General features: G+C 69.2%; 21 protein-coding genes. 12 read left to right on the top strand and 9 right to left on the bottom strand.

Going from position 1 to position 23760, the window contains the following annotated elements:
• Positions 1-5: 5 nt before the first annotated feature.
• The 6 genes from ABS642_RS18040 to ABS642_RS18015 form a co-directional block, all read right to left on the bottom strand.
• Positions 6-1343, bottom strand: a complete 1338-nt coding sequence (locus ABS642_RS18040) for an extracellular solute-binding protein (RefSeq protein WP_350351207.1) — start codon at positions 1341-1343, stop codon at positions 6-8.
• Between the two features lie 41 nt (positions 1344-1384).
• Entirely contained in the window at positions 1385-2854 is a 1470-nt protein-coding gene (locus ABS642_RS18035; RefSeq protein WP_350351206.1) for a GH32 C-terminal domain-containing protein, read from the bottom strand.
• A 113-nt stretch (positions 2855-2967) separates the two neighbouring features.
• Positions 2968-4305 (bottom strand): MFS transporter, encoded by a 1338-nt coding sequence (locus ABS642_RS18030; protein ID WP_350351205.1) that lies wholly within the window; start codon positions 4303-4305, stop codon positions 2968-2970.
• Complete coding sequence (locus tag ABS642_RS18025; RefSeq protein ID WP_350351204.1) at positions 4302-5231, bottom strand: polysaccharide deacetylase family protein; 930 nt, start codon at positions 5229-5231, stop codon at positions 4302-4304. The genes ABS642_RS18030 and ABS642_RS18025 overlap by 4 nt, the downstream gene beginning before the upstream one ends.
• A 21-nt stretch (positions 5232-5252) precedes the next feature.
• On the bottom strand, positions 5253-6389 hold the full coding sequence (locus ABS642_RS18020; RefSeq protein ID WP_350351203.1) for an ROK family protein: 1137 nt from the start codon (positions 6387-6389) through the stop codon (positions 5253-5255).
• A 167-nt stretch (positions 6390-6556) separates the two neighbouring features.
• Complete coding sequence (locus ABS642_RS18015; protein ID WP_350351202.1) at positions 6557-8083, bottom strand: DUF222 domain-containing protein; 1527 nt, start codon at positions 8081-8083, stop codon at positions 6557-6559.
• 153 nt (positions 8084-8236) lie between these two features.
• Between ABS642_RS18015 and ABS642_RS18010 the strand changes: the two genes are divergently transcribed.
• Positions 8237-8764 (top strand): GNAT family N-acetyltransferase, encoded by a 528-nt coding sequence (locus tag ABS642_RS18010; RefSeq protein WP_350351201.1) that lies wholly within the window; start codon positions 8237-8239, stop codon positions 8762-8764.
• 387 nt (positions 8765-9151) lie between these two features.
• The gene (locus ABS642_RS18005) at positions 9152-9973 is read left to right on the top strand and encodes a M23 family metallopeptidase (RefSeq protein WP_350351200.1); all 822 of its coding nucleotides are present in this window, start codon (positions 9152-9154) and stop codon (positions 9971-9973) included.
• 18 nt (positions 9974-9991) lie between these two features.
• Here the strand turns inward: ABS642_RS18005 and ABS642_RS18000 are convergent, their stop codons facing one another.
• Both ABS642_RS18000 and ABS642_RS17995 read right to left on the bottom strand, forming a co-directional pair.
• Complete coding sequence (locus ABS642_RS18000; protein WP_350351199.1) at positions 9992-11269, bottom strand: low temperature requirement protein A; 1278 nt, start codon at positions 11267-11269, stop codon at positions 9992-9994.
• An 81-nt stretch (positions 11270-11350) separates the two neighbouring features.
• Complete coding sequence (locus tag ABS642_RS17995) at positions 11351-12802, bottom strand: gamma-aminobutyraldehyde dehydrogenase (protein WP_282215898.1); 1452 nt, start codon at positions 12800-12802, stop codon at positions 11351-11353.
• A gap of 100 nt (positions 12803-12902) precedes the next feature.
• On the opposite strand from ABS642_RS17995, the gene ABS642_RS17990 reads away from it, so the two are divergent.
• Genes ABS642_RS17990 through ABS642_RS17980 form a run of 3 tightly spaced genes read left to right on the top strand, consistent with a single transcriptional unit; the run spans position 12903 to position 15156 of the window.
• Positions 12903-13370, top strand: coding sequence for an Lrp/AsnC family transcriptional regulator (locus tag ABS642_RS17990; RefSeq protein ID WP_282215897.1), 468 nt, complete (start codon positions 12903-12905; stop codon positions 13368-13370).
• Between the two features lie 38 nt (positions 13371-13408).
• Entirely contained in the window at positions 13409-14812 is a 1404-nt protein-coding gene (locus tag ABS642_RS17985; RefSeq protein ID WP_350351198.1) for an FAD-dependent oxidoreductase, read from the top strand.
• Positions 14809-15156 (top strand): cupin domain-containing protein, encoded by a 348-nt coding sequence (locus ABS642_RS17980; RefSeq protein WP_350351197.1) that lies wholly within the window; start codon positions 14809-14811, stop codon positions 15154-15156. The genes ABS642_RS17985 and ABS642_RS17980 overlap by 4 nt, the downstream gene beginning before the upstream one ends.
• Before the next feature lie 26 nt (positions 15157-15182).
• Here ABS642_RS17980 and ABS642_RS17975 read toward each other — a convergent pair whose 3' ends face one another.
• On the bottom strand, positions 15183-15752 hold the full coding sequence (locus tag ABS642_RS17975) for a TetR/AcrR family transcriptional regulator (protein ID WP_350351196.1): 570 nt from the start codon (positions 15750-15752) through the stop codon (positions 15183-15185).
• Between the two features lie 146 nt (positions 15753-15898).
• On the opposite strand from ABS642_RS17975, the gene ABS642_RS17970 reads away from it, so the two are divergent.
• The 7 genes from ABS642_RS17970 to ABS642_RS17940 all read left to right on the top strand — a co-directional run bounded on the left by ABS642_RS17970 (position 15899) and on the right by ABS642_RS17940 (position 23749).
• Positions 15899-17557, top strand: coding sequence for a CocE/NonD family hydrolase (locus ABS642_RS17970; RefSeq protein ID WP_350351195.1), 1659 nt, complete (start codon positions 15899-15901; stop codon positions 17555-17557).
• Positions 17554-18000 (top strand): DUF3237 domain-containing protein, encoded by a 447-nt coding sequence (locus tag ABS642_RS17965; protein WP_350351194.1) that lies wholly within the window; start codon positions 17554-17556, stop codon positions 17998-18000. Before ABS642_RS17970 ends, ABS642_RS17965 begins: the two co-directional genes overlap by 4 nt.
• A 96-nt stretch (positions 18001-18096) precedes the next feature.
• Complete coding sequence (locus tag ABS642_RS17960; RefSeq protein ID WP_350351193.1) at positions 18097-19743, top strand: ABC transporter substrate-binding protein; 1647 nt, start codon at positions 18097-18099, stop codon at positions 19741-19743.
• Between the two features lie 31 nt (positions 19744-19774).
• Positions 19775-20722, top strand: a complete 948-nt coding sequence (locus ABS642_RS17955; RefSeq protein WP_350351192.1) for an ABC transporter permease — start codon at positions 19775-19777, stop codon at positions 20720-20722.
• The gene (locus ABS642_RS17950) at positions 20719-21582 is read left to right on the top strand and encodes an ABC transporter permease (RefSeq protein WP_350351191.1); all 864 of its coding nucleotides are present in this window, start codon (positions 20719-20721) and stop codon (positions 21580-21582) included. Before ABS642_RS17955 ends, ABS642_RS17950 begins: the two co-directional genes overlap by 4 nt.
• A complete protein-coding gene (locus ABS642_RS17945; protein ID WP_350351190.1) occupies positions 21579-23285 on the top strand; it encodes an ABC transporter ATP-binding protein in 1707 nt (568 codons plus the stop codon). Before ABS642_RS17950 ends, ABS642_RS17945 begins: the two co-directional genes overlap by 4 nt.
• Positions 23282-23749: a DUF3237 domain-containing protein gene (locus tag ABS642_RS17940; RefSeq protein ID WP_350351189.1), complete on the top strand. Its 468-nt coding sequence runs from the start codon at positions 23282-23284 to the stop codon at positions 23747-23749. The genes ABS642_RS17945 and ABS642_RS17940 overlap by 4 nt, the downstream gene beginning before the upstream one ends.
• Positions 23750-23760: the final 11 nt, after the last annotated feature.

The raw sequence follows: 23760 nt of genomic DNA, 5'->3' as shown, positions 1-23760 counted from the left end.
GGACATCAGCCATCGCTGTTCTCCGCGAGCGCCTTGTCCATGGTCTCGATGAACTCATCCGGTGTGATCTCTCCCTGCACGAGCAGGGTGAGTTCCTGCTGGAGCCGCGTGTTCGTGGCCGGATCCAGCTGGGTGTCCCACGGCATGGCGATCGCCTCGCCGACACCGTCCGCCTGTTCGACGGCACGGCCGTAGAGCGATGTCGCCGCGTCGGGGATCGTCGTGGCAGCCGAGGACGTCGGCGACAGCGCGCCCGTCGAGGCGTAGAGCTCCGGGTACCGCTCCAGCGCGAAGGCGAGGAAGTCGCGCACCAGGGGGTCGTAGGTCTTGGCGTTCACCGCCATGCCGATGCCGGAGGGCGTGACGTACTCGTTGTCGGCTGTCGCCGCATCGTCGATCGTCGGGAGGGTGAAGTAGTCCACGTCATCGCGGACACCGGGATCGAGGGTTTCGGTGGCGAGGTTGCCGAGCTCCCAGGTGCCGATGTTGTACACGGCGGCCGCACCCGAGGTGAATTGGGCCTGTGCGTCGGCGTATCCCGTCGCGGAGAAGCCCTCGGAGAAGCATCCGGCCTGCCCGAGCGAGTACAGCCATTCGGCCGCGGCGCGCCCCGCGGGGTCGGAGAACGAGGCATCCCCGTTCTTCAGGTCCTGCACATACTCGGGCCCTGCCATGCGGAACGGGTAGTAGGCCATGTACCGCTCGAGAGGCCACTGGTCCTGGCCGTCCAGCGCGATGGGAGTGACGCCAGCGGCGCGCAGGTCCTTGCACATCTGCGGGAAATCGTCGAGGGTGGCGGGCACGGTCGTGCCGGCTTCTTCGAACAGGGCCTTGTTGTACCAGAAGAACTCCAGCTGGAATTCGAACGGCACCATGTAGAGGGAACCGTCGTCGAACCGCTGGTAGTTCAGCGCCGCCGGGCGGTAGTCGTCGGTCATGCCGAGGTCGTCGAGGAGGAGATCGACATCGACCATCCGCCCCTGTTCGGCGAGCTTCTGGGCGAAGGGCGTCGCGTCGGTGTCGAAGAGCTCCGGGAGCTTGTTCGCCGCGGCGAGCGTCTCGTACTTCTGGATGTACGAGGGACGATCCGGCGTCGTGATGAGGTTGAGCGCGAATCCGGGGTGGTCCTCGGCGTACTCGTCCGCGATCTTCTCCATCGTGGTGATGACGCCGCCGTCGGCCGGACGAGAGAGCAGCCAGGAGATCTCACGGGGCACGACCTCCCCCTCGGGGTCGACGTCGGTCGGGTCGGCGGCTGGTGATGCTCCTCCGCAGGCGGTGAGCACCAGCGCGGTCGTCGCGGCTGCGGCAAGAAGCGCGATCCTGCGTGCGGGTCGAATCATGGTGAATCTCCTTCGATGTCCATCGGGTGGGGGTGCAGCAGTCACGCGTTCGTCGCGAGGAGGCCGGGCTGTGGCGCTTCGACGGGAGAGCGATCACGCGTGCGCAGGGTGAACTCGAGCACGGTGATCTCTCCCTCGCCGACGAACGCGCCGACTCGACCTGTCGGGTGGTCGTAGAGCCGCGTGCTCAGGACCGTCGAATCATCGACGGTTGCGACGCAGAGTTCGCCGTCGACGATCACCTCGAGCTCGTGCTCACCCGGTGCGAGATCGACAGGTCGCTCGAGCTCGATCACGAAGGGCACGTCACCGGAGATCTGCCACTGCTCGGTTCCGGTGGAGCGACGCGGCCACCGGTCGAAGACGAGGCGGTTGCGCTGCGGCTCGAGCCGGAGGCTGTACCCGGACTCGCCGTCATCGCCGACCCGGAGCACGATGCCGCACTCGCGCGTGCCGGATCCGATCTCGAACCGTGCGACGAGACGGAACGCCTCTTCGGGGATCTCCTCGCTGAGGACCTGCGCGTACCCATCCGGGGCGCTCAGCGTCGTGCGGGCCGGAAGCGCGGTGTTCGGTGTGCCGAACGTCTGACGCAGCTCGTCCGTCGGGTGGAAGGCGAGCGTGCCGTCGGCGCGCTGCTCGGCTTCGATGACCGACATCGTGCCCGCCCACTGCCAGGCCCCGTCGTCGGTGCCGCCTTCGCGGGTGGCGATCCATCCGAAGAAGAAGCGTCGATCGCCGCGGGCGGCGGACTTCGCCGCGTAGAAGGCGCGGGAGTCGAGGGTGTCGTGTTCGGGGACGATCCAGGGCCCGTCGAGGCTGCGCGCCATGCGGTAGCGGGTCATGAACGCATCGCTGAACTCGGAGGAGACGAGATACCACCAGTCACCCCACTGGAACACTTCGGGGCATTCATGCGCGACGCAGCGCCGCGGATCCCAGAACGGCGCGGCAGGCTCCCAGTGCACGAGGTCGCGGGAGGTGCACTGCGCGATGACGCCTCGCCGCCGTTCGGGACCATTGTCGTGCCGAGCGGTGATCAGCATCCGCCAGAGGCCGGCGCTGTCGTCTCGGAAGACGAACGGGTCGCGCCAGTCGGCGGTTTCGTACCCGGCCGTGGCGCCGAAGGTGTGCTCCGGATGCCGCTGCCACGAGGCCATGTCGTCATCGCTGGTCGCGTGGAGGACCAGTTGCAGCGGGAGGCCGTCGGTTCCGCGACGGTCGGGATTCTGTCCGGTGTAGAAGGCGTGGTGCACGCCCTCGGCATCGCGGACGATGCTTCCGGTGTAGATGTTGAAGTCATCCGAGGCGGCGCCGCCCGACGCGATCGCCTCGCCGTGATCGGCGAAGTCGACGAGGTTCTCGGTCGAGATGCGATGCCACGGCATGCCCTCTTTCGGCACCTGCCGCGTCTCGTGCAGATAGAACAGGTGGAGCACGCCGTCCTCCTGCCAGGGGATGACATCCCCCACCCATCCGCTCTGCGGCTGGTAGAAACCTCGCTGGCTCACTGCCCGTCCAATCGTCTTTGGTTAATCGGTTACGCAGAGAGTAACCCGACATTCCGGACGTGGTCAAGCGGTTAATCAGACGAATCTGTTAACCATGTGGGAGGAGGCTGCGCTCAGACGTCGCGCGAACGGATGGGGTAGAGCCAGAAGCAGAGCCAGGCGAGTGAGGTGAACCCAAGCGGGATCACCGCGAGCATCAGCCGGATGCCGCCGTCGACGGACTCCGGTTGCGCATCCTCGAGACCCGCGTCGAATCCGGATGCCGTCAGCACCCAGGCCGCGACCACCGCCTGCAGCACGACCGCCCCGCGCACCACGAAGCCGTTCACCCCGAAGTAGGCGCCTTCGCGGCGGTGGCCGGTGCGCACGGCATCCGCATCGATGATCTGCGCGAGCATCACCTCGAGCAGCTGCAGCAGCCCGCCGACTCCGACGCCGACGGCCACGCCGACGAGGGCCGCGCCGAGCACGTTCGACGGGGCGACGTAGCCGAGCACGGCGATGCCGAACACGGCCACGCTCCACAGCAGCGCCGTGCGCGGGCTGGTGCGCCGCACGACCGCGCTCCACAGCAGGATCGAGGGGATCGCGGTGACGAAGATCGCACCGAGCAGGATGCTGCTCTCACCCTCGTCCGCGCCCAGCGAGTACCGCACGTAGAAGGGGATGGCGGCAAGGATCACGGCGATCGCGGTCTGCACGAACAGCGACCCGAGGACGTACGGGACGAACGCGCGGTTGCGGAACGTGTAGGTCAGCTGGTCGCGCCAGCGCATCGGGGCAGCGACCTGCGCTTCGCCGACGTCGGGCGCGCGCCGCTCGATCATGCCGCCGAGGAACGACCAGGCGAGCAGCACCAGGCAGACGCCGCCGAGCACGAGGGCCATGCCCGGCCATCCGATCGCGTCGTACAGGGCGGGGGCGCCGGCGGTTCCGAGCACCATGCCGAGGATCGCGAAGATCTGCCGCGGAACGTTCCCCCTTGACCGCTCCTCTGTCGTGCGGAAGATCTCCGGGAACAGGGCGGAGATGTTGAGCACCACCACCACGAACGCGATGTCGTAGACCGCGACGACGACGAGGAACCAGACGATGAGCCCCGTGACGGGGAGGTCAGGCGGCATCCACACCAGGGCGAACGCCACGACGAGCGGCACGATGCCGAGGCCGATCCACGGGACTCGCCGACCCCACGGGGTGCGCAGCCGGTCGGAGAGCGTTCCGACGACCGGGTTCAGCACCGCGTTGAGGATGCCGTGGGCGATCATCGCCACGGCGACCGCGCCTGCCGGTACCGCGAGATGGGAGACGTAGAAGTAGACGACGAACGCCGAGAACGTCTGCGCCATGAGCTGGGTGGGGAACCCGGAGGCCCCGAAGGCGATCGACTGCGCTCGCGTGGGTGCGGCGTCGAGCCGCCGTTCGCGCAGTCGTCCGCCCAGCGACGTCATCGGATACGGCTCCGCTGCAGGTCGCGCAAGTCGCGCCAGCCCACCCGCACGAGCGCTTCGTCCTCGATCGCCTGCAGCACCACCGGATCGCTGAGCAGCCGCTGCTCGTAGCCGCGCTTCGCGGCGCCGTAGTCGACCGCCGCGCGCAGCTCCTCGTCGTCGACCATCGGATGCAGGTAGATCTCGGTGAGCCCGGCCGGCACGGCGCGCAGCAGAGCGACGAAGCCTTCGCGCACCTGCTCGTACGTCTCCTCCTCGTCCGTGCCCTCGCCGAGGAGTTCGAACGGGTGGCTCCACAGCCGGTCGACGATCTCGACCCCTGCGGCATCGGCGCCCGCCGCGGCTTCGTCGAGCTTCGCCTGCAGCGCGGCATCCGCTCCGACGCCGTCCATGCTGCGCGGAAGGCGGAAGGGGAGGCCGTGCCGGGCGGCGAGCTCGAACACGGGACGGAGGAAGTCGCGGCCGGTGAGGAGCCCGTAGACCGAGCCCATGTGGTTGTCGAGGTGTGTCACGTCGACGCCCGCATCGAGCGCGGCCTGCAGCTGCGCGGCGATCTCCGCGGCGACGTCGGCATCCGCGGCGGTCCGCTCGACGACTGCGGTGTCGGCGGGGAAGAATCCGTCGGCGTCGACGAGGGTCGTCGATGTTCCGGTGAGCGGACGCCAGCGGTAGCGGCTCCATTCGCTGGTCAGCACGAGGTGCACGCCGACGTCGAGATCGGTGCGGGATGCCGCGAACGCGAGCGCCTCCGGCGACCAGGAGCACGGCACCATCAGGGTCGTCGAGTCGATCCTGCCGGCGGTGAGCAGGTCGACGATGGCGGTGTTGGCGGCATGACACATGCCGAAGTCGTCGGCGTTGAGGATGATGGCCCGCGCGCCCGGGGCGAGTCCGAGTCGATCGGCGAGGTCGGACGGAACGGTCATCGGCTGGTCCTGTCGGGTCGGTCAGCGACTGATCTTGGCGGATGGGGTGAGGATGCCGGTGAAGAGCGAGACCCGGAGAGCGGATGCCGCTTCGCCCACGGCCCCGACGAGCGGCGCCTCCGGGCCGAAGGAGGAGACCAGGAAGCGCAGCGGCAGCTGGGCCGCGTACTCGGCGGCGGTGCGTGCGACGGCGTCGACGAGCATCGGGTGGACAGCGTCACCGCCGAGGATGAAGGCCTCGGGGTCGAGGACGAGTCCGACGCTGCCGGCGACGAGCACGATGCGCCGGCCGATCTCGGCGACGAGCTTCTGCGCGACCTCGTCGCCGGCTTGTGCGGCTTCGAGGTGTTCTAGGAGCGTGGCATCGACGTCGAGCCCGAGGCCCAGCGCGAGATCTCCGACGACGGCGTCGTTCACGATCGGTGCGCCGATGGGCAGAGGGGTCTGCGGGAGGTAGGCGACCTCTCCGGCGACGCCGGAGAATCCGCGGTGCAGGACTCCGTCGAGCACGATGCCGGCGCCGAGGCCGTCGTCGAGGTGGAGCAGCGCGAAGCTGGCGAGTTCGCCTCCCGACCCGGCGGTGAGCTCTGCCAGGGCGGCGAGGTTCACGTCGTTCTCGACGCGGACGGGGCAGCCGAGCGTCTCGGAGAGGGCGCTGCGGAAGGCTCCGCCGTCGGGTCCGAGGTCGTCGCGGATCCCTCCTTCGGGGGTGACGATGCCCGGGACGCCGACGACCGCGAGGTGCACGGGTCCCTTGAGGGCGCGGCGGCATCTCTCGATGAGTTCGACGATGCGCCCGACGCGGTCGCCGCTGAGGAAGGCGGCGTGCTGCTCAGCTCGCACGGCACCGGTCGCATCGACGAGGACGACGTGGGCGGCGTGGTGGTCGACGTGCACGGCGGCGGCGAAACCGAGACGCGGGTGCAGTCCGACACGTCCGGCCGCGGGTCCGCGGGTGTCACGGTCGACGCCGGCAGCGGCGACGGCGCCAGCCCCGTCGAGCATGCGGAGCACCTGGGTCACGGCCGTGCGGGAGAGTCCGGTGGTGGCCATCAGCTCGGCGCGGGTCTGCGGACCGCTGCGCGCCAGAGCCTCGAGGATCGCGCGGCCATTGAGTGTGCGAAGCAGGCTCTGCGGTCCCGCGAGTGGTCTCGACATGTCATCCCTGGGTCGGCGTCCCGCCCACTATGCCACATCGGGTTGCACCCGTCGATGGGTGATTCGAGGCTCGATCCTGACGCGATTCACTGGCTTCGATCGGCGTTGGCCACCGCTCATCCCGGACATCCTTGGATCACCCTCCTCGACAGGTGACGCGCAGTCGGTCAGCCGGCGCGCCTGTGGATGCTCTGGAGCAGGTGACGGGGCGTGCGCCAGCGCTGTTCGGGGTCCCACCACGCCGGGCCCCGCACCTGCGGGATGCCGTTCTGCATGCGGATCTCCCACCCACTCGTGTCGAGCGTGCGGTGGTGGTGCCAGCAGAGGGTCACTCCGTTGTCGGTATGAGTGGGTCCGCCGCTGGCGTGTTCGGTGACGTGGTGGATCTCGCACCAGGATGCCGGAACATGGCACCCGGGGATGAGGCATTCCTTGTCACGGAGGGTGATCGCCCGGCGTTGATGGACGGTGAAGATACGCTCCGTGGTCCCGATGCCGATGATGCGACCTTCGGGATCGAACAGCACCCGTTGGATGTTCCCTCCACACGCGGCATGCCGGGCGGTGGCCATGGTCGTGGGGGTGTCTGTCCCGTCGATGTGCGCCCATCCGCGGCCGGTCGCATAGTCCTGGGCGGTGACAGACACGACGACGGTCGGGGCGGCACCTCCGAGCCGGGGCATCTCGTCGTGGCGGGCGGCGATCCCGAGCGCGGCGGCGAGAGCATCGTGCTGCTTCTGCGCCCGAGTGCGGGTGTCGACCATCCCAGTGGAGTCACCACCGGGCAGAGTGTCCCCTTCGGCGTGCGGTTCCTCTGGAGTCTCGATCGTGTCGGCGTCGAGGTCGTCGGTGGGCCGGAAGCTCACACCCGGAAGGGGTGGGCCGTCGACTTTGGGGTTGAGGTAGGCGTCCCAGATGCGTTGCAGCTGCCCTGCCACTTCGGGGAGGAGGTCGCCGCGGAGCGGGATGAGGCCGTTCTTCGCCCGGCCGAGGAGCACACCGCGCCCGCGCTGGGCGATGTCCTCCGCGGGTTCGGCGCCGTCGGGGTCGAGGTAGGTCACGATCACCTTCGCGAGAAGCCGCAGATCCTCCGGGGTCGCCGGCGGCGCCGCTTCCGCATCGTCCGCATCCGCATCGTCCGCATCCGCATCCGCATCCGCATCGGCATCGGCATCCGCATCGGCTTCCGCATCCGCATCCGAACCCGCAGCGAACCCGCGTGCGAACGCCGCGAGTTCGGCATCCGTCCGCAACCGGTCTTCGGGACTGATGCGCCGCCCCGCCTGCTCCACCGGCACCGTGGCCGCCAAGAGCCCCGCGACCCCGACGACCCCGTCGAGCAGTGCTTCCCGCATCTGCGGCCACAGCGCCGGAAGCGGCGCTCCCGACGTGAACTCGGTCTCGCGGTGCACAGCCTTCGCCGCCCGCACCACCCGCCCGGCCCCTGCCGCGTCCGTGCGCAGCGCCCGCTGCAACAGCTCGTTCATCGACGCGCACCCGAACGACCGCGCGAAATCGGCATCGGTCGATGCGACGGTCTCCACGACCAGCGCATCGACCACCCGCTGCACGTCGCCCGCCACGCGAAGCAGCTCCATCTTCTCGGCATTCGACAGCACTCGAACGGCATCCGCCCGCAGCACTCCGCGGACGTCGGGGACGACCCGATCGAAGATCTCCGCGGTGCTGTTCATACCCCCATTCAACCGAGGGCCACCGACATTCAGGCCTCGAAATTACCCAGATCAGAGCAATATTCCAGTACTCCCGCAACAGCCAGTTCCCCTCCACAGAACACCCACCAAGACGGCTCGCTCACACTCCCGCGCCCTCACTAGGGTGGACGGATGACCGCCCCGCTCGAAGTCCGCGACGGCCGCGCCGACGACGCCGACGATGTCGCCCGCATCCACGTGCGCTCCTGGCAGACCGCCTATCGCGGACTCATCGATCAGGACGTGCTCGACTCCCTCTCGATCCCGGATCGCGCCGCCAATTGGAGGAGGTTCATCGCCGAACCGCTGCCCACCGGCCTCGGAATCCTGGTCGCCGTCCGCGATGACCGGATCCTCGGCTGGGCATCGTTCGGCTCAGGGCGAGACGAGGACGGCACTGCCGACGGCGAGATCTACGGCATCTACGCCGACCCCGATGCGTGGTCGACCGGCGTCGGCCATGCACTCCTCACGACCGCAGCGGAGCGGATCATGGATGCCGGCCACACCCGCGCCTACCTGTGGGTGCTCGACGGCAACGACCGCGCCGATGCCTTCTACGAACGCCACGGATGGGAGCTCGACGGCGCCGCGAAGGTGGACGAGCGGCCGAATCTCACGCTGAAGGAGCACCGGCGGGTCAAGGTACTCGCCGGCTGAGGCGTCGCGAAACCGCACCTGAGACAGGCGGAACCCCTGTCATCTCGCGACCGGAACAGCCCGAAGGAACCCGCGCCAGCCAACGGGAGCCCGCCCCTACGACTCGCGCTCGATTTGACCCCGCGCCGCCCAGCGCATAAATTACGAATCGGTAACGGTGGCATCCGGGGGATCGACCGCCGAGTACACCCGCCTCCGGAAGGACCCGTCACGAACTCCCTGCCAACCGAGCCCGCCCAGGGTGCCTCGGAACCAGCCACCGACATCTCCGACTCGCAGCGCCCGCTGTTGCGCCGTGATCTTCGGCGCGCCGCGTCGGCGAGTGCGCAGAGCTCCCGCACAGTCGACGCGCCTGTGTCAGCACCTGACGCACCGATGTCAGTACCGATGTCCCCGCAGCTACCCCCGACGATCACACCCCGGCCGACCTCGAAGACGACGCTGCCGGTCGCACCGATCTCCCGGGTTCAGTCCCGCCGGACGAAGCGCCACTGGGCGAAGGTCAAGGCGCTCGGTGCCACGCTCGCCATCGGCGTGATGATCACCGGAGCAGCATTTCCCGGGCTCAACCCGCTGAGCCATCAGACCGCCGCGGCCAGCGCCGCAGCGGCCGTCTCGTCCGCGGCAGACGCCGACTCTCAGTCATACGCGGCGACGAACGAGATCCGCGCGGAGATCGCTCCGCGCGGGGCTTTCGCCGCGACGACGCCCGAGGAGATCAAGGAGACGCGCTCCCGTGCTGTCGCTGCCGCGGTTGCCGCCGGCATGCCGCTCAGCAGCGCGATCGAGATCCCGCTCGCCGATCGCGTCGTGATGCCGATGGCCGATGGGACGTACTCGTTCACCGATGGCTTCGGCGCCTCGCGACCCGGGCGCTCTCATCTCGGCCAGGACTTCGCTGCACCCATCGGCACGCCGATCAACGCGGCCATGAAGGGCTGCGTCTCCCGGTCGACCGAGAGCTTCGAGGGCTACGGCGTGACGATCCAGATCGAGAGCATCGTCGACGGGCAGGCCGTGAGCACCGTCTACTCGCACATGTCCTACGGGAGTCGCGCGGTCGAGGTCGGCGACTGCGTCGACGCAGGCCAGTACATCGGCGACGTCGGATCGACCGGATACGTGTTCGGCTCCTGCCTGCACTTCGAGGTGCACATCAACGGCACCCCCGTGGACCCCCTGCCGTGGCTCACGACGAACGTGACCTGACCCGGATCCCGCCTGACGTCACCCCACGACCACCCGCTCCGACCCGAGCACGCGGACGAGCTGCGCCTCGAGCGCACGCCAGGCGCCGAGCTCGTACGACAGCACGATCAGGATCGGCGAGCTGACGACGATCAGCAGGCACGCCCACAGCGGCCAGCCGAGCGCAGCGCCGATGATCGCGACAACGGGCAGCGCGATCACGGAGATCTGCAGCGGCGAGTTCTTCGGGAACTCCGAGACGAGCCAGGCGTGCAGCAGATACAGCGTGACCATGAACGCGAGCACCGGGAGCGCGATCGACGAGATCGCCGTCAATGTGCTCACGTGATAGTGCTCGTCGTAGACGTAGCCGATCACATGCAGGCCGGCGCCCACCGCGGCGATCGCGGCGAACAGCACGATGTGGCCGTATCCCCACACGAGCGCCTTGGAGCGACGCACCGCGAGGATCGGCGCGCTCGGCACCATGAAGTACACCCACCACAGCGCGAAGGCCATCACGATCCCCAGGCCGATCACCGCGATGGACGAGACCGACCAGCCCTCGGCATCCGTCACCGCCTGCGCGGCGACGAGTGTGCCGAACACCGTCTCGCCGAGCGCGATGATCGCGAGCAGCGCGTAGCGCTCGGCGATGTGATGCGGATGCCACGGGGTGGCGCCTCCGCCATGACGGAAGCCCTTCGTCTCCGCGATGATCGGGCTGGCCCAATCGATCGTCGAGACGACGAGTGCGCCGATCAGGAACCCGAACGGATCCAGCGGAAGGAAGATCAGTACGACCCAGCCCACCTGGGCGATGCCGATGACCATCGCGTAGGTCTTGGCGACGGAGCGATACTTCGGGTTTCCGTGCGCCGCGCGCCACCACTGGGCGATCACCGCGACGCGCATCACCACATAGCCGGCGACCATGACCTCGTTCGCGATCTGTTGCCCGCGCTCCAGCGAGGCGAACACCTGAGGAAGCGCGATCGCGAGCACCACGACACCCGCCATCTGCACCATCGTCAGCACGCGGAACAGCCAGTCATCGGTGTCGAACGCCGAGGCGAACCACGAGTAGTTGATCCACGCCCACACGATCGCGACCATCGCGAAGCAGAAGCCGCCGACGCCGGCCGCGATGTCTCCGTGCGCGATCGCCGAGGCGAGCTGGTTGCCGGCGACCCCGAACGCGGCGACGAACGTCAGATCGAACAGCAGCTCCAGCGGGGTCGCGGCACGGTGCGCCTCAGCAGCATCCCGCCCCGCCATTCTCCGAAGCCCGTGAAGGAAGTAGGTCGGCGTGGACATGTGAACCCCCAGTGTTCGTGAGGGTCACGATAGTGGGCGACCGCCGCAGGGACCAGTATTCTGCTGGCCCCGCGCCCGCCCTCAGTCCAGCGCCGTCATCACGTGCTTGATGCGCGTGTAGTCGTCGAACCCGTACTGCGACAGGTCCTTGCCGTACCCGGAGTGCTTGAACCCGCCGTGCGGCATGTCCGACACGAACGGGATGTGCGTGTTGATCCAGACGCAGCCGAAGTCCAGGTCGCGCGAGAACCGCATCGCCCGCGCGTGATCGGTCGTCCAGACCGATGACGCCAGCGCGAACGGCACGTCATTCGCCATCGCGAGCGCCTCATCCTCCGTCTCGAACGCCTGCACCGTGAGCACGGGGCCGAAGATCTCCCCCTGCACGGCCTCGTCGTCCTGATGAAGCCCCGACACGATCGTGGCCTCGAAGAAGTAGCCGCGCTCACCCTGCCGCCTGCCGCCGGTCTCGATCGTCGCGTGCGCCGGCAGCCGCTCGACGAATCCCGACACCTGCGCGAGCTGCGCCGCGCTGCTCAGCGGCCCGTACAGCACGCCCTCCTCCTGCGGTCCGCCGGTGCGGGCATCCGAGCGGGTCCGCTCGACGAGCGCCGCCACGAGCTCGTCGTGGATCGAGGAATGCACGAGCACCCTGGTCGCCGCGGTGCAGTCCTGACCGGCGTTGAAGAACGCCGCATTCACGATCCCCGCGGCCGCCTTCTCGATCGACGCGTCCGGGAACACGATCGCCGGAGCCTTGCCGCCGAGCTCGAGGTGCACGCGCTTGACGTCGTTCGCGGCGGAGCGCGCCACCGCCATTCCCGCCCGCACCGATCCCGTGATGGCGACCATCTGCGGAGTCGGATGCTCCACCAGCGCGACGCCGGTCTCGCGGTCGCCCAGCACGACGTTGAGAACGCCGGCGGGCGTGTGCTGCGCGACGATCTCGGCCAGCAGCAGCGTGGTGAGCGGCGTCGACTCCGCGGGCTTCAGCACGACGGTGTTGCCGGCGGCGATCGCGGGCGCGATCTTCCAGACCGCCATGTTCAACGGGTAGTTCCACGGCGTCACCTGACCGATCACGCCAACCGGCTCGCGGCGCACGAACGAGGTGTGCCCGGCGAGGTACTCCCCCGCCGCACGCCCCTCGAGGCTGCGCGCCGCCCCGGCGAAGAAGCGCAGCTGATCGACCGACTGCAGGATCTCGTCGGCGACGAGGCTCGCCCGCGGCTTGCCGGTGTCCTGCGACTCGAGGTCGGCGAACTCCTCGGCCCGCGCCTGCATCTCGTCGGCGATGCGGAACAGGGCGAGCTGCCGGTCGGCGGGCGTCGTGTCGCGCCAGAGCGGGAAGGCAGCGGATGCCGCGGCATAGGCCGCATCCACGTCGCCGGTGTCCGACACCGGGATCTCGCCGTAGGGCTCCTCGGTCGCCGGGTCGAGCAGCGGCATCCGCCCGGCACCGTTCGCGGGCACGTAGCGGCCGCCGATGAAGTTCTGCAGCGGCGCGGCGTTCTTCAGAAGATCACTGGGCATGGCGTCAGCGTAACGCCTCCACCACGAAATCAAAAGGTTTTTTCGTTCCAAAACGACTGAATCAGTTGCATGAACGAATGCAGCCTGACAATATCGACCCATGAGCACCAAGCCCAAGCAGCCGGCTCTCGACGGCATCTCGAAGCGGATCGTCGAACTCCTCCAAGAGGACGGCCGACGCCCCTATGCCGAGATCGGCCGCGAAGTGGGACTCAGCGAAGCCGCCGCCCGCCAGAGGGTGCAGCGCATGACCGAGGCCGGCATCATCCAGATCGTCGCCGTCACCGACCCGATGCAGCTGGGCTTCCACCGCATGTCGATGATCGGCATCCGCGTCACCGGCGACCCGCGCGAGATCGCCGAGGAACTCACGAAGATCCGCGAACTGGCGTACGTCGTCGTGACGCTCGGCACCTTCGACATCCTCGTCGAGGCCGTGTGCGAAGACGACGAGCACCTGATCGACCTCATCGCGACCCGCATCCGCACGATTCCCGGCATCGCGCACACCGAGAGCCTGCTCTACGCCGGCCTCTACAAGGACCTCTACAACTGGGGCACGCGCTGACGCGCACCCCGACCCCAACGGAAGCCACGGAGAACACCATGGGAACCACCGTCTTCGAACGCCGCCTGCCCGCCCCCGTCGCGGTCGCGGCCTCGCTGCGCGACACCGAGCTCGGGGTGTTCTGGCTCGACGACGTGCCGCGCACGGAGCACCCGACCCTCACCGGACACATCACGACCGACCTCGTCATCGTGGGCGGCGGCTACACCGGACTGTGGACGGCCGTGCGCGCCAAAGAGCGCGACCCCGAGCGGCGCGTCGTGCTGCTCGAAGCGTCGCGCATCGCCTGGGCGGCATCCAGCCGCAACGGCGGATTCTGCGAGGCCAGCCTCACGCACGGCCACGAGAACGGACTGACCCGCTGGCCCGAGGAGATCGACCGCCTCGAAGAGCTGGGCCTCGAGAACCTCGACGGCATCGAGCAGACGATCGCCCGCTACGACATGAAGGCCGACTTCGAGCGCACGGGGCAGCTCGCCGTCGCCGTCGAGCCGCACCAGGTCGAGTGGTATCGCGACGAGCCCGGGTTCCTCGACCAGGAGGCCGTGCAGGCGGAGGTGCATTCCCCCACCTTCCTCGCCGGCGCGTGGGAGCGTGAGGGCTGCGCCCTCGTGCATCCGGCCAAGCTCGGCATGGAGCTGGCGCGCGTCGCCGCGGACCTCGGCGTCGAGATCTACGAGCACAGCCTGGTGAAGCGCGTCGAAGGCGACGGATCGGGACCGATCACCCTGGTGACGGCGAACGGACGCGTGACGGCGGATGCCGTGGCCCTCGGCACGAACGTGTTCCCCTCGCTCCTCAAGCGCAACCGCCTGATGACCGTGCCCGTGTACGACTACGTGCTGATGACGGAGCCGCTCTCGACCGAGCAGCTGGCGTCGATCGGCTGGTCGAACCGTCAGGGTCTGGCCGACAGCGCGAACCAGTTCCACTACTACCGGCTCACCGCCGACAACCGCATCCTGTTCGGCGGCTACGACGCGATCTACCACTACGGCGGCAAGGTGCGCCCCGAGTACGAGGACCGCATGGAGAGCCACCGCAAGCTCGCCTCGCACTTCTTCACGACGTTCCCGCAGCTCGAGGGCCTGCGCTTCACGCACCGCTGGGCCGGAGCCATCGACTCATCGAGCCGGTTCTGCGCGTTCTTCGGCACGGCCCGTCGCGGGCGGGTCGCCTACGCGACCGGATTCACGGGCCTCGGTGTCGGAGCGGCACGATTCGCCGCCGACGTCATGCTCGACAAGCTGTCGGGCGAGGTGACCGAGCGGACCGAGCTGCGGATGGTGCGGGAGAAGCCGATCCCGTTCCCGCCGGAGCCCGCGGCCTCGATCGGGGTCAACCTGGTGCGCGCCGCGATGAACCAGGCCGACCACAACGAGGGCAAGCGCAACCTCTTCCTCAAGACGCTCGACGCCGTCGGCATGGGCTTCGACTCGTGAGCGGGCTCGCCGCCGGGGTGGGGGTGGATGCCGCGACGCTGACCCTCTCCCATGAGTCGCTTCCCGCCGAGGAAGTGGTCTCCGGCACCCCGACGACCGCCACCCGCGAGCTGACCACGCTCAACGGGTTGGAGATCGGCATCTGGGAGATGACGCCCGGCACCGCGACCGACACCGAAGCCGATGAGGTGTTCGTCGTGCTCTCGGGCCGCGCCACGATCGCGTTCGCGTCTTCCGGGCTGCCGGACCTCGAGGTGGGACCGGGTTCGTTCGTCCGCCTCGCCGAGGGGATGCGGACGACCTGGACCGTGACCGAGACGCTGCGAAAGGTGTACGTGGCCTGACCCGGGCGTCCTCGCCCGAGCGGTCGTCAGATCGCCGAGAGCAGCTTCTCGACCGCGCGCCGCACGCGGGTCGTGCGCACCTCGTCGGGGTCGAAGTCGCCCATGAACACGTTGCCGAGGGCCGCGGACAGGGTTCCGTCCGCCACGAGTTCGCAGGTCGCGGCATCCGCTCGGGGATAGGCGATGACGGCGAATTCGGCGAGCGTCCGGCGCGTGCTCGCATAGGCCTCCGCGAGAATCTCCGCGATCGCCGGGGTGGTGCGGGACAGCTCGACGAAGCCGAGGACCACGGCATTCTCCGCATCGGACCGGGTGAAGTCCTCACCGAACAGGAAGTCCAGCGCCTCGGTGAACGTGGTCACCTCATCGGGCAGGATCGTCAGCTTCCCGGCATCGTCCGAGAAGACGCGGCGCGCCGTCTCGGCGAGAAGCTGATCGCGATTGCCGACGAAATGCCGCACGTGGCCGCGTGACATCCCGACGGCTTCGGCGATGCGATCCAGCGACGTGCCGGCGATGCCGTGCTGCGCCACCGTCTGCAGTGTGGCGTCGATGATCTGCTCGCGGCGCTCCGCTGCCACCGTTGGACGTGCCATCACTCTCCCTCTTCCCGCCTCAGCAGGATATCTCGAACTTTCTCCGGTTTCTAGTCTAGTCGGACTTGACTATTAACTCGAACGGACCTAGCTTGTGATTCATCAGCTCCGCAGACAGCGCGGCGCGGAGGTTTCGAAGGAGAGCAATGGCCAGCTACACCCGCATCTCGGCGGCGCCGGAGAGCGACCTCGCCCGCCCCGCCCGCATCCGGATGCGCGACGGCGTGCTCCTCGCCGCCGACGTCTACCTGCCGGATTCCGAGACGGATGCCGGCGACACCGTCCTCATCCGCCTCCCGTACGACAAGAGCGGCGCCTACACGTACATCCCGCTCATCGCCGAGTACCTCATGTCGCGCGGCTACCGGGTCGTGGCACAGGACGTCCGTGGCAAGTTCCGCTCCGAAGGCGAGGCGCTGCTGTTCGTCAACGAGGTGCGCGACGGCGAGGACACCCTCGACTGGATCGTGCAGCAGCCGTGGTCGAACGGACGCGTCGTGATGTGGGGCGACAGCTACTACGGGTACACGCAGTGGGCGGCGGCGGCGAGCGGCCACCCCGCGCTCAAGGCGATCGCCCCACGCGTGACCGGAACCGGTCTCGGCGAGCCGGTGCGGCGGAGCCCGGGCGAGCGCATCTCGAACGTCGAGTGGGCGATCACCTACCTGTATCCGGTCAGCCACTTCCACGGCAACGACACCTTCATGTGGGAGCCCGACTGGTCGCGCCGCGACTTCGCTGCGCAGGTCGAGGACCTCCTGGCTACCGTCGGCGAGCGCTCGATCTCCTACGACCAGTGGTATCCGCGGCCGGTGCATCTGCCCCGCTTCCCACTCGGGACTCCTTTCGCGGCACGCTCGATCCCCGTGTTGCACACGATCGGCTGGTGGGACAACTGCGCGCCACTGTCGTGGGCCGACGTCGCCGAGATCGAGAAGCACCCGGCGTGGTCGGCGCACCACCACCTGCGCATCGAGTCGATCGATCACGAGGGCTTCGAACTCCTCACGGCTCCCGAGGACCGTGTCGCCGAGCGCTCGGAAGATCAGGTGCGCGCACTCCTCCCCCGCACGCTCGATCCCGCGCTCGCCTTCTTCGAGGTGTATCTGCGAGGCAACGGCTCCCCCGCCGACATCCCCCCGGTGCACTGGAACCTCGCCGGCACACACGAGAATCGCATCGAGGCGACCTGGCCGCCGGCCGGCATCCGCATTGTCGAGCTGCTCGCGATCGCCGACGGCGGGCTGGCGACGGATGCCGCTGCCGACGCACCGACCGAGATCAGCTGGGCGCACGATCCGGCCGACCTCGTGCCCTCGAGCGCCGACGACGCGTTCTCGTTCTTGCTCGAGCTCCCCGATGAGGCGCCGATCGGCGACCGCGACGACGTGCTCGTCTTCACCACTGCGGCGCTCGAGGCCGACGTCGATCTCGCAGGTCCCGTCAGGGCGACGGCACGCGTCCGCTCCGACGGACCCGTGATGGACGTCTTCCTGCGGTTGCTCGACGTGTCTCCCGACGGCTCGGCCCTGCGAATCGCCCGCGGCCAGCGCCAGGTGACCGACGCCACCGACGCCGCCGATCTCGATGTCGACCTCGGGCAGGTCGGCTACCGCGTGGCGGCCGGGCATCGCCTGCGCCTGCACGTGTCGAGCAGCGACTACCCCGAGTTCATCCCGCAGACCGGCACGGGTGCCGATCCGTGGGCGGGCGGCGCCACCGCCGTCAACCGCCAGCACCTCACCCTCGGCGGGCCGCTCGGTCTGGCCCTCCGCCTTCCCGTCCTGCAAGGAGACCTGTCATGACCGCATCCCCCACCGCCGCCTCCGGACTGCCGGAGCCCGAGCTCGAGTACGCCTTCGAGATCCGGGTCGACGTCGACACCGACATCCATCTCGGACGCGGACCGCACGAGGTGCTCGCCTTCACGCCGATCACCGGCGGCACAGTCGACGGCCCCCTGCTGCGCGGCACCGTTCTTCCCGGCGGCGGCGACTGGTCCGTCGAGCGGGACGGCACGCACCAGCTCGAGGCGCGCTACCTGCTGCGGGCCGAGGACGGTGCGGCGATCGACATCCTCAACCGCGGCTACTACCGCGAAGAAGAGGACGGAACCCCGTACTTCCGTACCGCTCCCGTGTTCCAGACGGATGCTCCGGCGCACAGCTGGCTCGCCCGGAACCAGTTCATCGGCCTGGCCCGCGACGAGGACGAGCAGATCTGCATCCGCATCTACGTCGTGCGCTGAGCACTGACGACCCGATCAATTCACCACCACAGCACCACAGCACCACCTCCGCACTGCCCGCACCACCTCCGTTGCACGCACCCGAGAGGACCCGACATGACCCGTATCACCCGACGCCGGACCGCCGCCGTCGCCGCCCTGGCGACCGCGACCGTTCTCGCCGTCACCGCCTGCGCTCCGCGCACCAATACGACCGAGAATGCCGAGCAGGTCGACCCGACCTCCCTCGTGACCTCCCTCCCGGCCGCGAAGAATCCCGTGGACGAGGTCACCTGGGCCGTCGTCGAGGGCGAACCGCAGACGCTCGACCCCGCGTCCTCGGCTAACGTCATCATCCCGAACCTCTGCGACAGTCTGCTCACCGTCGAGCCGGACTTCACGATCGAGGCGGGCATCGCCGAGGCCGCCGAGTGGATCGATCCGGTGACCTTCGAGATCACGCTCCGCGACGACGTCTCTTTCTGGGACGGCACGCCGGTCACGGCATCCGACGTCGCCTACAGCCTCGAGCGCAACCGCACGCCCGCCTCGCAGTGGTACGCCGCCTTCGCCCTGATCTCGAGCATCGAGGCGACCGACGACGACACGGTTCTTGTGCACTTCACCGCCCCCGACTCCACTTTCCGCGACGCCCTCGGCGGCGGAGGCGGCGCCGTCATGAGCCAGGCCTTCGGCGAGGCCGCCGGCCAGGAGCTCGGCACTTCCGGCGGAGGCCTGCTGTGCGCCGGCCCGTACCGCCTCGAGGACTGGAAGCCGGGCAGCGAGATCTCGGTCGTCGCCAACCCGGACTACTGGGGCGGAGCGCCGCTGACCGAACGCATCCGCTTCGTGTTCGTGACCGACGGCGCGACGCTCACCTCCGCGCTGACGGCGGGCGAGATCGACGGCGCCTTCAACGTGCCGCCGGGATCCCGCCAGAGCTTCGAGGCCGAAGGCGGCGAAGGCCGCCTGATCGTCGGCCCTTCGACCGCCTCGTACAGCTTCGGGCCCACCTCGGCCGACAGCGCGGCGGCCGACCCGCGTGTGCGGCAGGCCCTGAGCCTCGCGATCGACCGGAAGGTCTACATCGACACCGTGCTGCAGGGGCTCGGCGAGGTGCAGAAGACGATCGTCCCGCCGTTCGTGTTCGGCGGCATGGAGGCGCGGGACACCTACCAGGAGGCCTACGACGCGCTGCCCGCCCCCGAGGTCGACCTCGACCGGGCGAAGGAGCTGATCGCCGAATCCGGCATCGACACCTCCGTGCCGCTCGTGTTCGCCGTCCCCGCCGGCGCGAAGGAGTTCTCGCAGACGGCCGCCATCGTGCAGAGCGCAGCGAAGGACATCGGCCTCACCGTGGCGATCGATGAGCGGCAGCCCGCCGACTTCGGCGCCCTCTTCTACTCACCCGAGCTGCGCGCAGGCATCGACTTCGTGTCGACGGTCGGCTACCTCGAGGTGCCGGGCGTGCTGGGCTACCCGCAACTCTTCATGCTGCCGGCCGAGCTCGGCGGCATCTTCAACTGGTCGGGATACTCGAACGACGAGGTGACGGCCGATCTGCAGACCGCCCGCACGACCGTCGATCCGATTGCCGCCGCCGACGCCTTCGTGAAGGCGCAGGAGGTGTTCGCGCCCGACCAGTTGCAGGTGACGCTCGCCGGAGCACATCACCTCACCTATCTGTCGGACGACCTCACCGGGATCACCACCTCCGTCGCGATCTACAGCTCCCCGTGGGCGCTGCACCTCGGCGCCGAGTGAGACGACCGGACAGACGAGACGGAATCGCATCATGATCAGGACAGTGCTCGGCAAGGTGGGCGGACTCGTGCTCACCCTGTTCCTCGCCAGCGTCATCATCTTCTCGGCGCTCCTGCTGACGCCGGGAGACCCGGTGGCGGCGCTGGCGGGGGGCGCTCGTCCGACCCCCGAGCTCGTGGCGGCGATCCGTGCCGAGTACCGACTGGACGACCCGATCTGGCTGCAGTATGTGCACTGGCTCGGCGGCGTGCTCACCGGCGACTTCGGACAGTCGTTCGTCTACAAGACGGATGTCGCGGAACTGGTCGGCGCGCGATTCCAGGTGACGTTCCAGCTGGTGCTGCTCACCGCCACCCTGATCGCGGTGTTCGGCCTCGGCTCCGGCATCCTCGCCGCCGTCAGCGGACGCCGCACCGACATGGCCGTCTCGGTCGCGACGTCGCTCGGGATGGCGATGCCCACGTTCATCGTCGCGATCCTGCTGATCTGGATCTTCGCGACCTCGCTCGGCTGGTTCCCGACGTTCGGCGCCGGCCAGGAGGGCCTCGATCGACTCTGGCATCTCGTGCTCCCCGCCGTCTCGCTGGCCCTGATGTTCATCGCCTACGTCAGCCGGGTGACGCGCAGCGCGTTGGTCGCACAGCTGCATTCCGAGCATGTCGAGACGGCCCGAGTGCGCGGCATCCCATGGAACCGGGTGTTCCGCCGACATGTCTTCCACAACGCCGCTCCGCAGATCCTCGCGATCTCGGGGACGACCATCGCCGGGCTCTTCGCGGCGTCGGCCATCGCCGAGCAGGCGTTCGGCCTCGGCGGCGTCGGGTCGCTGCTCACCGAGGCTGCGGCCCGCAAAGACCTTCCCGTGGTGCAGATCGTCTCGCTGCTGCTCGTCGCCCTGTTCGTGGTGCTCAACGCGATCGCCGACCTGCTCGCCGCCGTCATCGACCCCGACTCCGCACGATCGAGGAGAAGCGCATGAGCGTCGGACAGCTCGCCGCGGGGCGCCTCCCCGCCGCCACATATCGCCTCGCGCGCCGCGACCCGCTGGTGGTCGCCGCCGTGGTCGTGCTCGCCCTCGTCGCCGTGATCGTCGTCGCCGGACGCTGGCTCGCGCCGTACCCGCCGGAACAGCTGTACGCGGGCGCTCCCAACGGAGCCCCCACCCTCGATCACCTGTTCGGCACCGACGACCTGGGGCGCGACATCCTCTCGCGGGTGCTCACGGGCGCGGCATCCAGCGTAATCGCGCCGGTGATCGTCGTGGCGCTGTCCACCACCCTCGGCATGGGTCTCGCGATCACCGCCGCCTGGTTCGGCGGCATCGTGCGCGGGACCATCGCCCGTGTGATCGACGTGATCTTCGCGATCCCCGGTCTCGTGCTCGCGGTGCTCGCCGTGGCCATGTTCGGAAAAGGGCTCGTCGCCCCCGTGGTCGCCCTGTCGATCGCCTACATCCCCGTCGTGGCGCGGCTCACCCAGACCGCTGCGTCGCGCGAGCTCGGAAGGCCGTACATCGCCGCGCTCCGCGTGCAGGGCGTGTCGAGCGCGGCCATCTGCTTCCGGCATCTGATCCCCGCGCTGATACCCGTCGTCGCCGCCCAGGCGACCGTGGGCTTCGGCTACGCGATGCTCGACCTGGCCGCGATCTCCTTCCTCGGCCTCGGCGCGCAGCCGCCCGCCGCCGACTGGGGCTCGATGATCGCGGGCGGGCAGGCGGCAATCCTCGCCGGTGCTCCCGAGCAGTCACTGTTCCCCGCAGCGCTCATCGTCGTGACGGTGCTCTCCGTCGGGATCATCGGCGCCCGCGCCACCACCTGGGCAGAGGAGAAGGAACGATGACGGCACCCGTGCTGCAGCTGCGCAGCCTCGAGATCGCGATGCCGACGGCGGACGGCCCGCGCAACCTCGTACACGACTGCACGCTCGACGTGGGCCTCGGCGAATCCGTCGGGCTGGTCGGCGAGTCCGGATCGGGGAAGACCCTCAGCGTCCGGGCGATCGCCGGGCTCCTGCCGGAGAGCTTCACGACGAAGGGCACGATCGCCGTGGAGGGGCAGGACCTCGCCGACCTCGACGACCGCGGACGCCGCGAACTGCGCGCCCTCCGCATCGGCATGGCGTTCCAGACGCCCCGCGCACACCTCAATCCGCTGCGCACGATCGGCGACTTCCTCACCGAGGCGCTCGTGTCCGTCGGCGGCGCCACCCGAGAGACGGCGGAGCGGAAGGCCGTCGAGCTGCTCGACGAAGTCGGAGTACCCTCTCCCGAGCGACGTCTGCGACAGCGTCCCGCCGAACTCTCGGGCGGGCTGCTCCAGCGCGTCATGATCGCCTCCACTCTCGCGATGAATCCGCGACTGCTGCTCGCCGACGAGATCACGACCGCCCTGGACGTGACGACGCAGGAGGAGGTCATGGCCGTGATCGGCGACCTCCGGCAGCACCGTGACCTGTCGCTGCTGTTCATCACGCACGACCTGGCTCTCGCCGGAGCGGTCTGCGACCGTGTGGTCGTGATGAAAGAGGGCCGCACGATCGAGACGCTCCGGGCCGCGAGCATGCGGCAGGATGCGACCGAGGACTACACGCGCATCCTGATGTCGGCCTCGCTCGACATCGCCGCGCCTCTCACCGACGCTCCCCCGCCCGTGTCGGCCCTCGCCGACGAACCCGTGCTGCGGGTCGACGGACTGAAGAAGTCGTTCCGCGTGCGCGCCGCCCGAGGCCGCGGGCATGAGATCCTCACCGCGATCGACGACGTCGCCTTCGCGCTCGCTGCCGGCGGATCGCTGGGCATCGTCGGCGAGTCCGGCTCGGGGAAGTCCACGACCGCCCGCATCATCTGCGGACTCGAGAGGACGGATGCCGGCAGCGTCCAGGTCTCGGGCGAGGACTGGAGCGTGCCGGCGCGTTCCGGCGCTGAGCGGCGCACCCGCGCCAAGGTCGTGCAGATGGTGTTCCAGGACCCGTATCAGTCGCTCGATCGGCGTCAGACCGTGCGGCAGTGCCTGACTGAGGCCGTGCGCGTGCACCGGCGCTCCGACGATCGGGCGGCGGTGGCCGCCCGCGTGACAGAGCTGATGGCCGCTGTGCGCCTCGACGATGCGCTGCTCGACGCGCGCCCCCGGTCACTCTCGGGCGGACAGCGACAGCGCGTGGCGATCGCACGGGCGCTCGCGGCGGAACCCCGCGTGCTCGTCCTCGACGAGGCCGTATCCGCTCTCGACGTGACGACGCAGGTCGAGGTCCTCACGCTGCTCGAGCGCATCCGGCTCGACACCGGGGTCGCTCTCCTCATGATCACGCACGACCTCACGGTGGTGCGCCGACTGTGCGACGAGGTCGTCGTGATGCGCGACGGACGGATCGAGGAGTACGGCGACACGGCGACCGTGCTCGACGATCCGCAGGCCGAGTACACCCGCCTGCTGCTGGATTCGATCCCCCGGGCGGGGTGGGTGCCGCAGCGCCGGATCCCCCTGCGGACGACGCCGATCCCTACGATCGGACGAGACCGAACAACGAGAAGGAGCCGGCGATGACCGCACCCGAACCGATGACACCCGCGCTGGAATACTGCTTCGAGCTGCAGGTCGATGTGACGGCGCCGCGACGGATCGGCCGCGGCGCGGGCGGACAGCTGCACTTCACGCCGATCACCGGAGGGCGCCTCACCGGCCCGCGCGCCGAGGGCACCGTGCTGCCCGGCGGCGGCGACTGGTGGGTCGACCACGGCACGACCACGCAGCTCGACGCCCGCTACCTCGTCGAGATCGACGGCCACGTCGTCGACGTCGTGAACCGCGGATACTGGCGCGCGAATGCCGCAGCGATCGAACGTTTCGAGGCCGGCGAGGCACCCGGCGAGGAAGACCTCTACTACCGCACGGCCTTCGTGTTCCAGACGGATGCCGCCGACCTGCGCTGGCTCGCGGAGTCGCAGTTCATCGGCTACGCGCGTCCCGGCGACGATCAGGTCGTCATCCGCGTCTTCCGCGTGGTGTGAGCCCCATGCCC

The organism is Microbacterium sp. A8/3-1 (assembly GCF_040267695.1).
GTDB lineage: Bacteria > Actinomycetota > Actinomycetes > Actinomycetales > Microbacteriaceae > Microbacterium > Microbacterium luteolum.
The sequence above is the reverse complement of the archived record's forward strand: the minus strand, read 5'-3'. Positions and strand labels throughout refer to the sequence as shown.

Coding starts and splice junctions, on each gene's coding strand:
- ABS642_RS18040 (WP_350351207.1), bottom strand. CDS start 1,343: ATGATTCGACCCGCACGCAGGATCGCGCTTCTTGCCGCAGCCGCGACG.
- ABS642_RS18030 (WP_350351205.1), bottom strand. CDS start 4,305: ATGACGTCGCTGGGCGGACGACTGCGCGAACGGCGGCTCGACGCCGCA.
- ABS642_RS18025 (WP_350351204.1), bottom strand. CDS start 5,231: ATGACCGTTCCGTCCGACCTCGCCGATCGACTCGGACTCGCCCCGGGC.
- ABS642_RS18020 (WP_350351203.1), bottom strand. CDS start 6,389: ATGTCGAGACCACTCGCGGGACCGCAGAGCCTGCTTCGCACACTCAAT.
- ABS642_RS18015 (WP_350351202.1), bottom strand. CDS start 8,083: ATGAACAGCACCGCGGAGATCTTCGATCGGGTCGTCCCCGACGTCCGC.
- ABS642_RS18010 (WP_350351201.1), top strand. CDS start 8,237: ATGACCGCCCCGCTCGAAGTCCGCGACGGCCGCGCCGACGACGCCGAC.
- ABS642_RS18005 (WP_350351200.1), top strand. CDS start 9,152: ATGTCCCCGCAGCTACCCCCGACGATCACACCCCGGCCGACCTCGAAG.
- ABS642_RS18000 (WP_350351199.1), bottom strand. CDS start 11,269: ATGTCCACGCCGACCTACTTCCTTCACGGGCTTCGGAGAATGGCGGGG.
- ABS642_RS17995 (WP_282215898.1), bottom strand. CDS start 12,802: ATGCCCAGTGATCTTCTGAAGAACGCCGCGCCGCTGCAGAACTTCATC.
- ABS642_RS17990 (WP_282215897.1), top strand. CDS start 12,903: ATGAGCACCAAGCCCAAGCAGCCGGCTCTCGACGGCATCTCGAAGCGG.
- ABS642_RS17985 (WP_350351198.1), top strand. CDS start 13,409: ATGGGAACCACCGTCTTCGAACGCCGCCTGCCCGCCCCCGTCGCGGTC.
- ABS642_RS17975 (WP_350351196.1), bottom strand. CDS start 15,752: ATGGCACGTCCAACGGTGGCAGCGGAGCGCCGCGAGCAGATCATCGAC.
- ABS642_RS17970 (WP_350351195.1), top strand. CDS start 15,899: ATGGCCAGCTACACCCGCATCTCGGCGGCGCCGGAGAGCGACCTCGCC.
- ABS642_RS17965 (WP_350351194.1), top strand. CDS start 17,554: ATGACCGCATCCCCCACCGCCGCCTCCGGACTGCCGGAGCCCGAGCTC.
- ABS642_RS17960 (WP_350351193.1), top strand. CDS start 18,097: ATGACCCGTATCACCCGACGCCGGACCGCCGCCGTCGCCGCCCTGGCG.
- ABS642_RS17955 (WP_350351192.1), top strand. CDS start 19,775: ATGATCAGGACAGTGCTCGGCAAGGTGGGCGGACTCGTGCTCACCCTG.
- ABS642_RS17950 (WP_350351191.1), top strand. CDS start 20,719: ATGAGCGTCGGACAGCTCGCCGCGGGGCGCCTCCCCGCCGCCACATAT.
- ABS642_RS17945 (WP_350351190.1), top strand. CDS start 21,579: ATGACGGCACCCGTGCTGCAGCTGCGCAGCCTCGAGATCGCGATGCCG.
- ABS642_RS17940 (WP_350351189.1), top strand. CDS start 23,282: ATGACCGCACCCGAACCGATGACACCCGCGCTGGAATACTGCTTCGAG.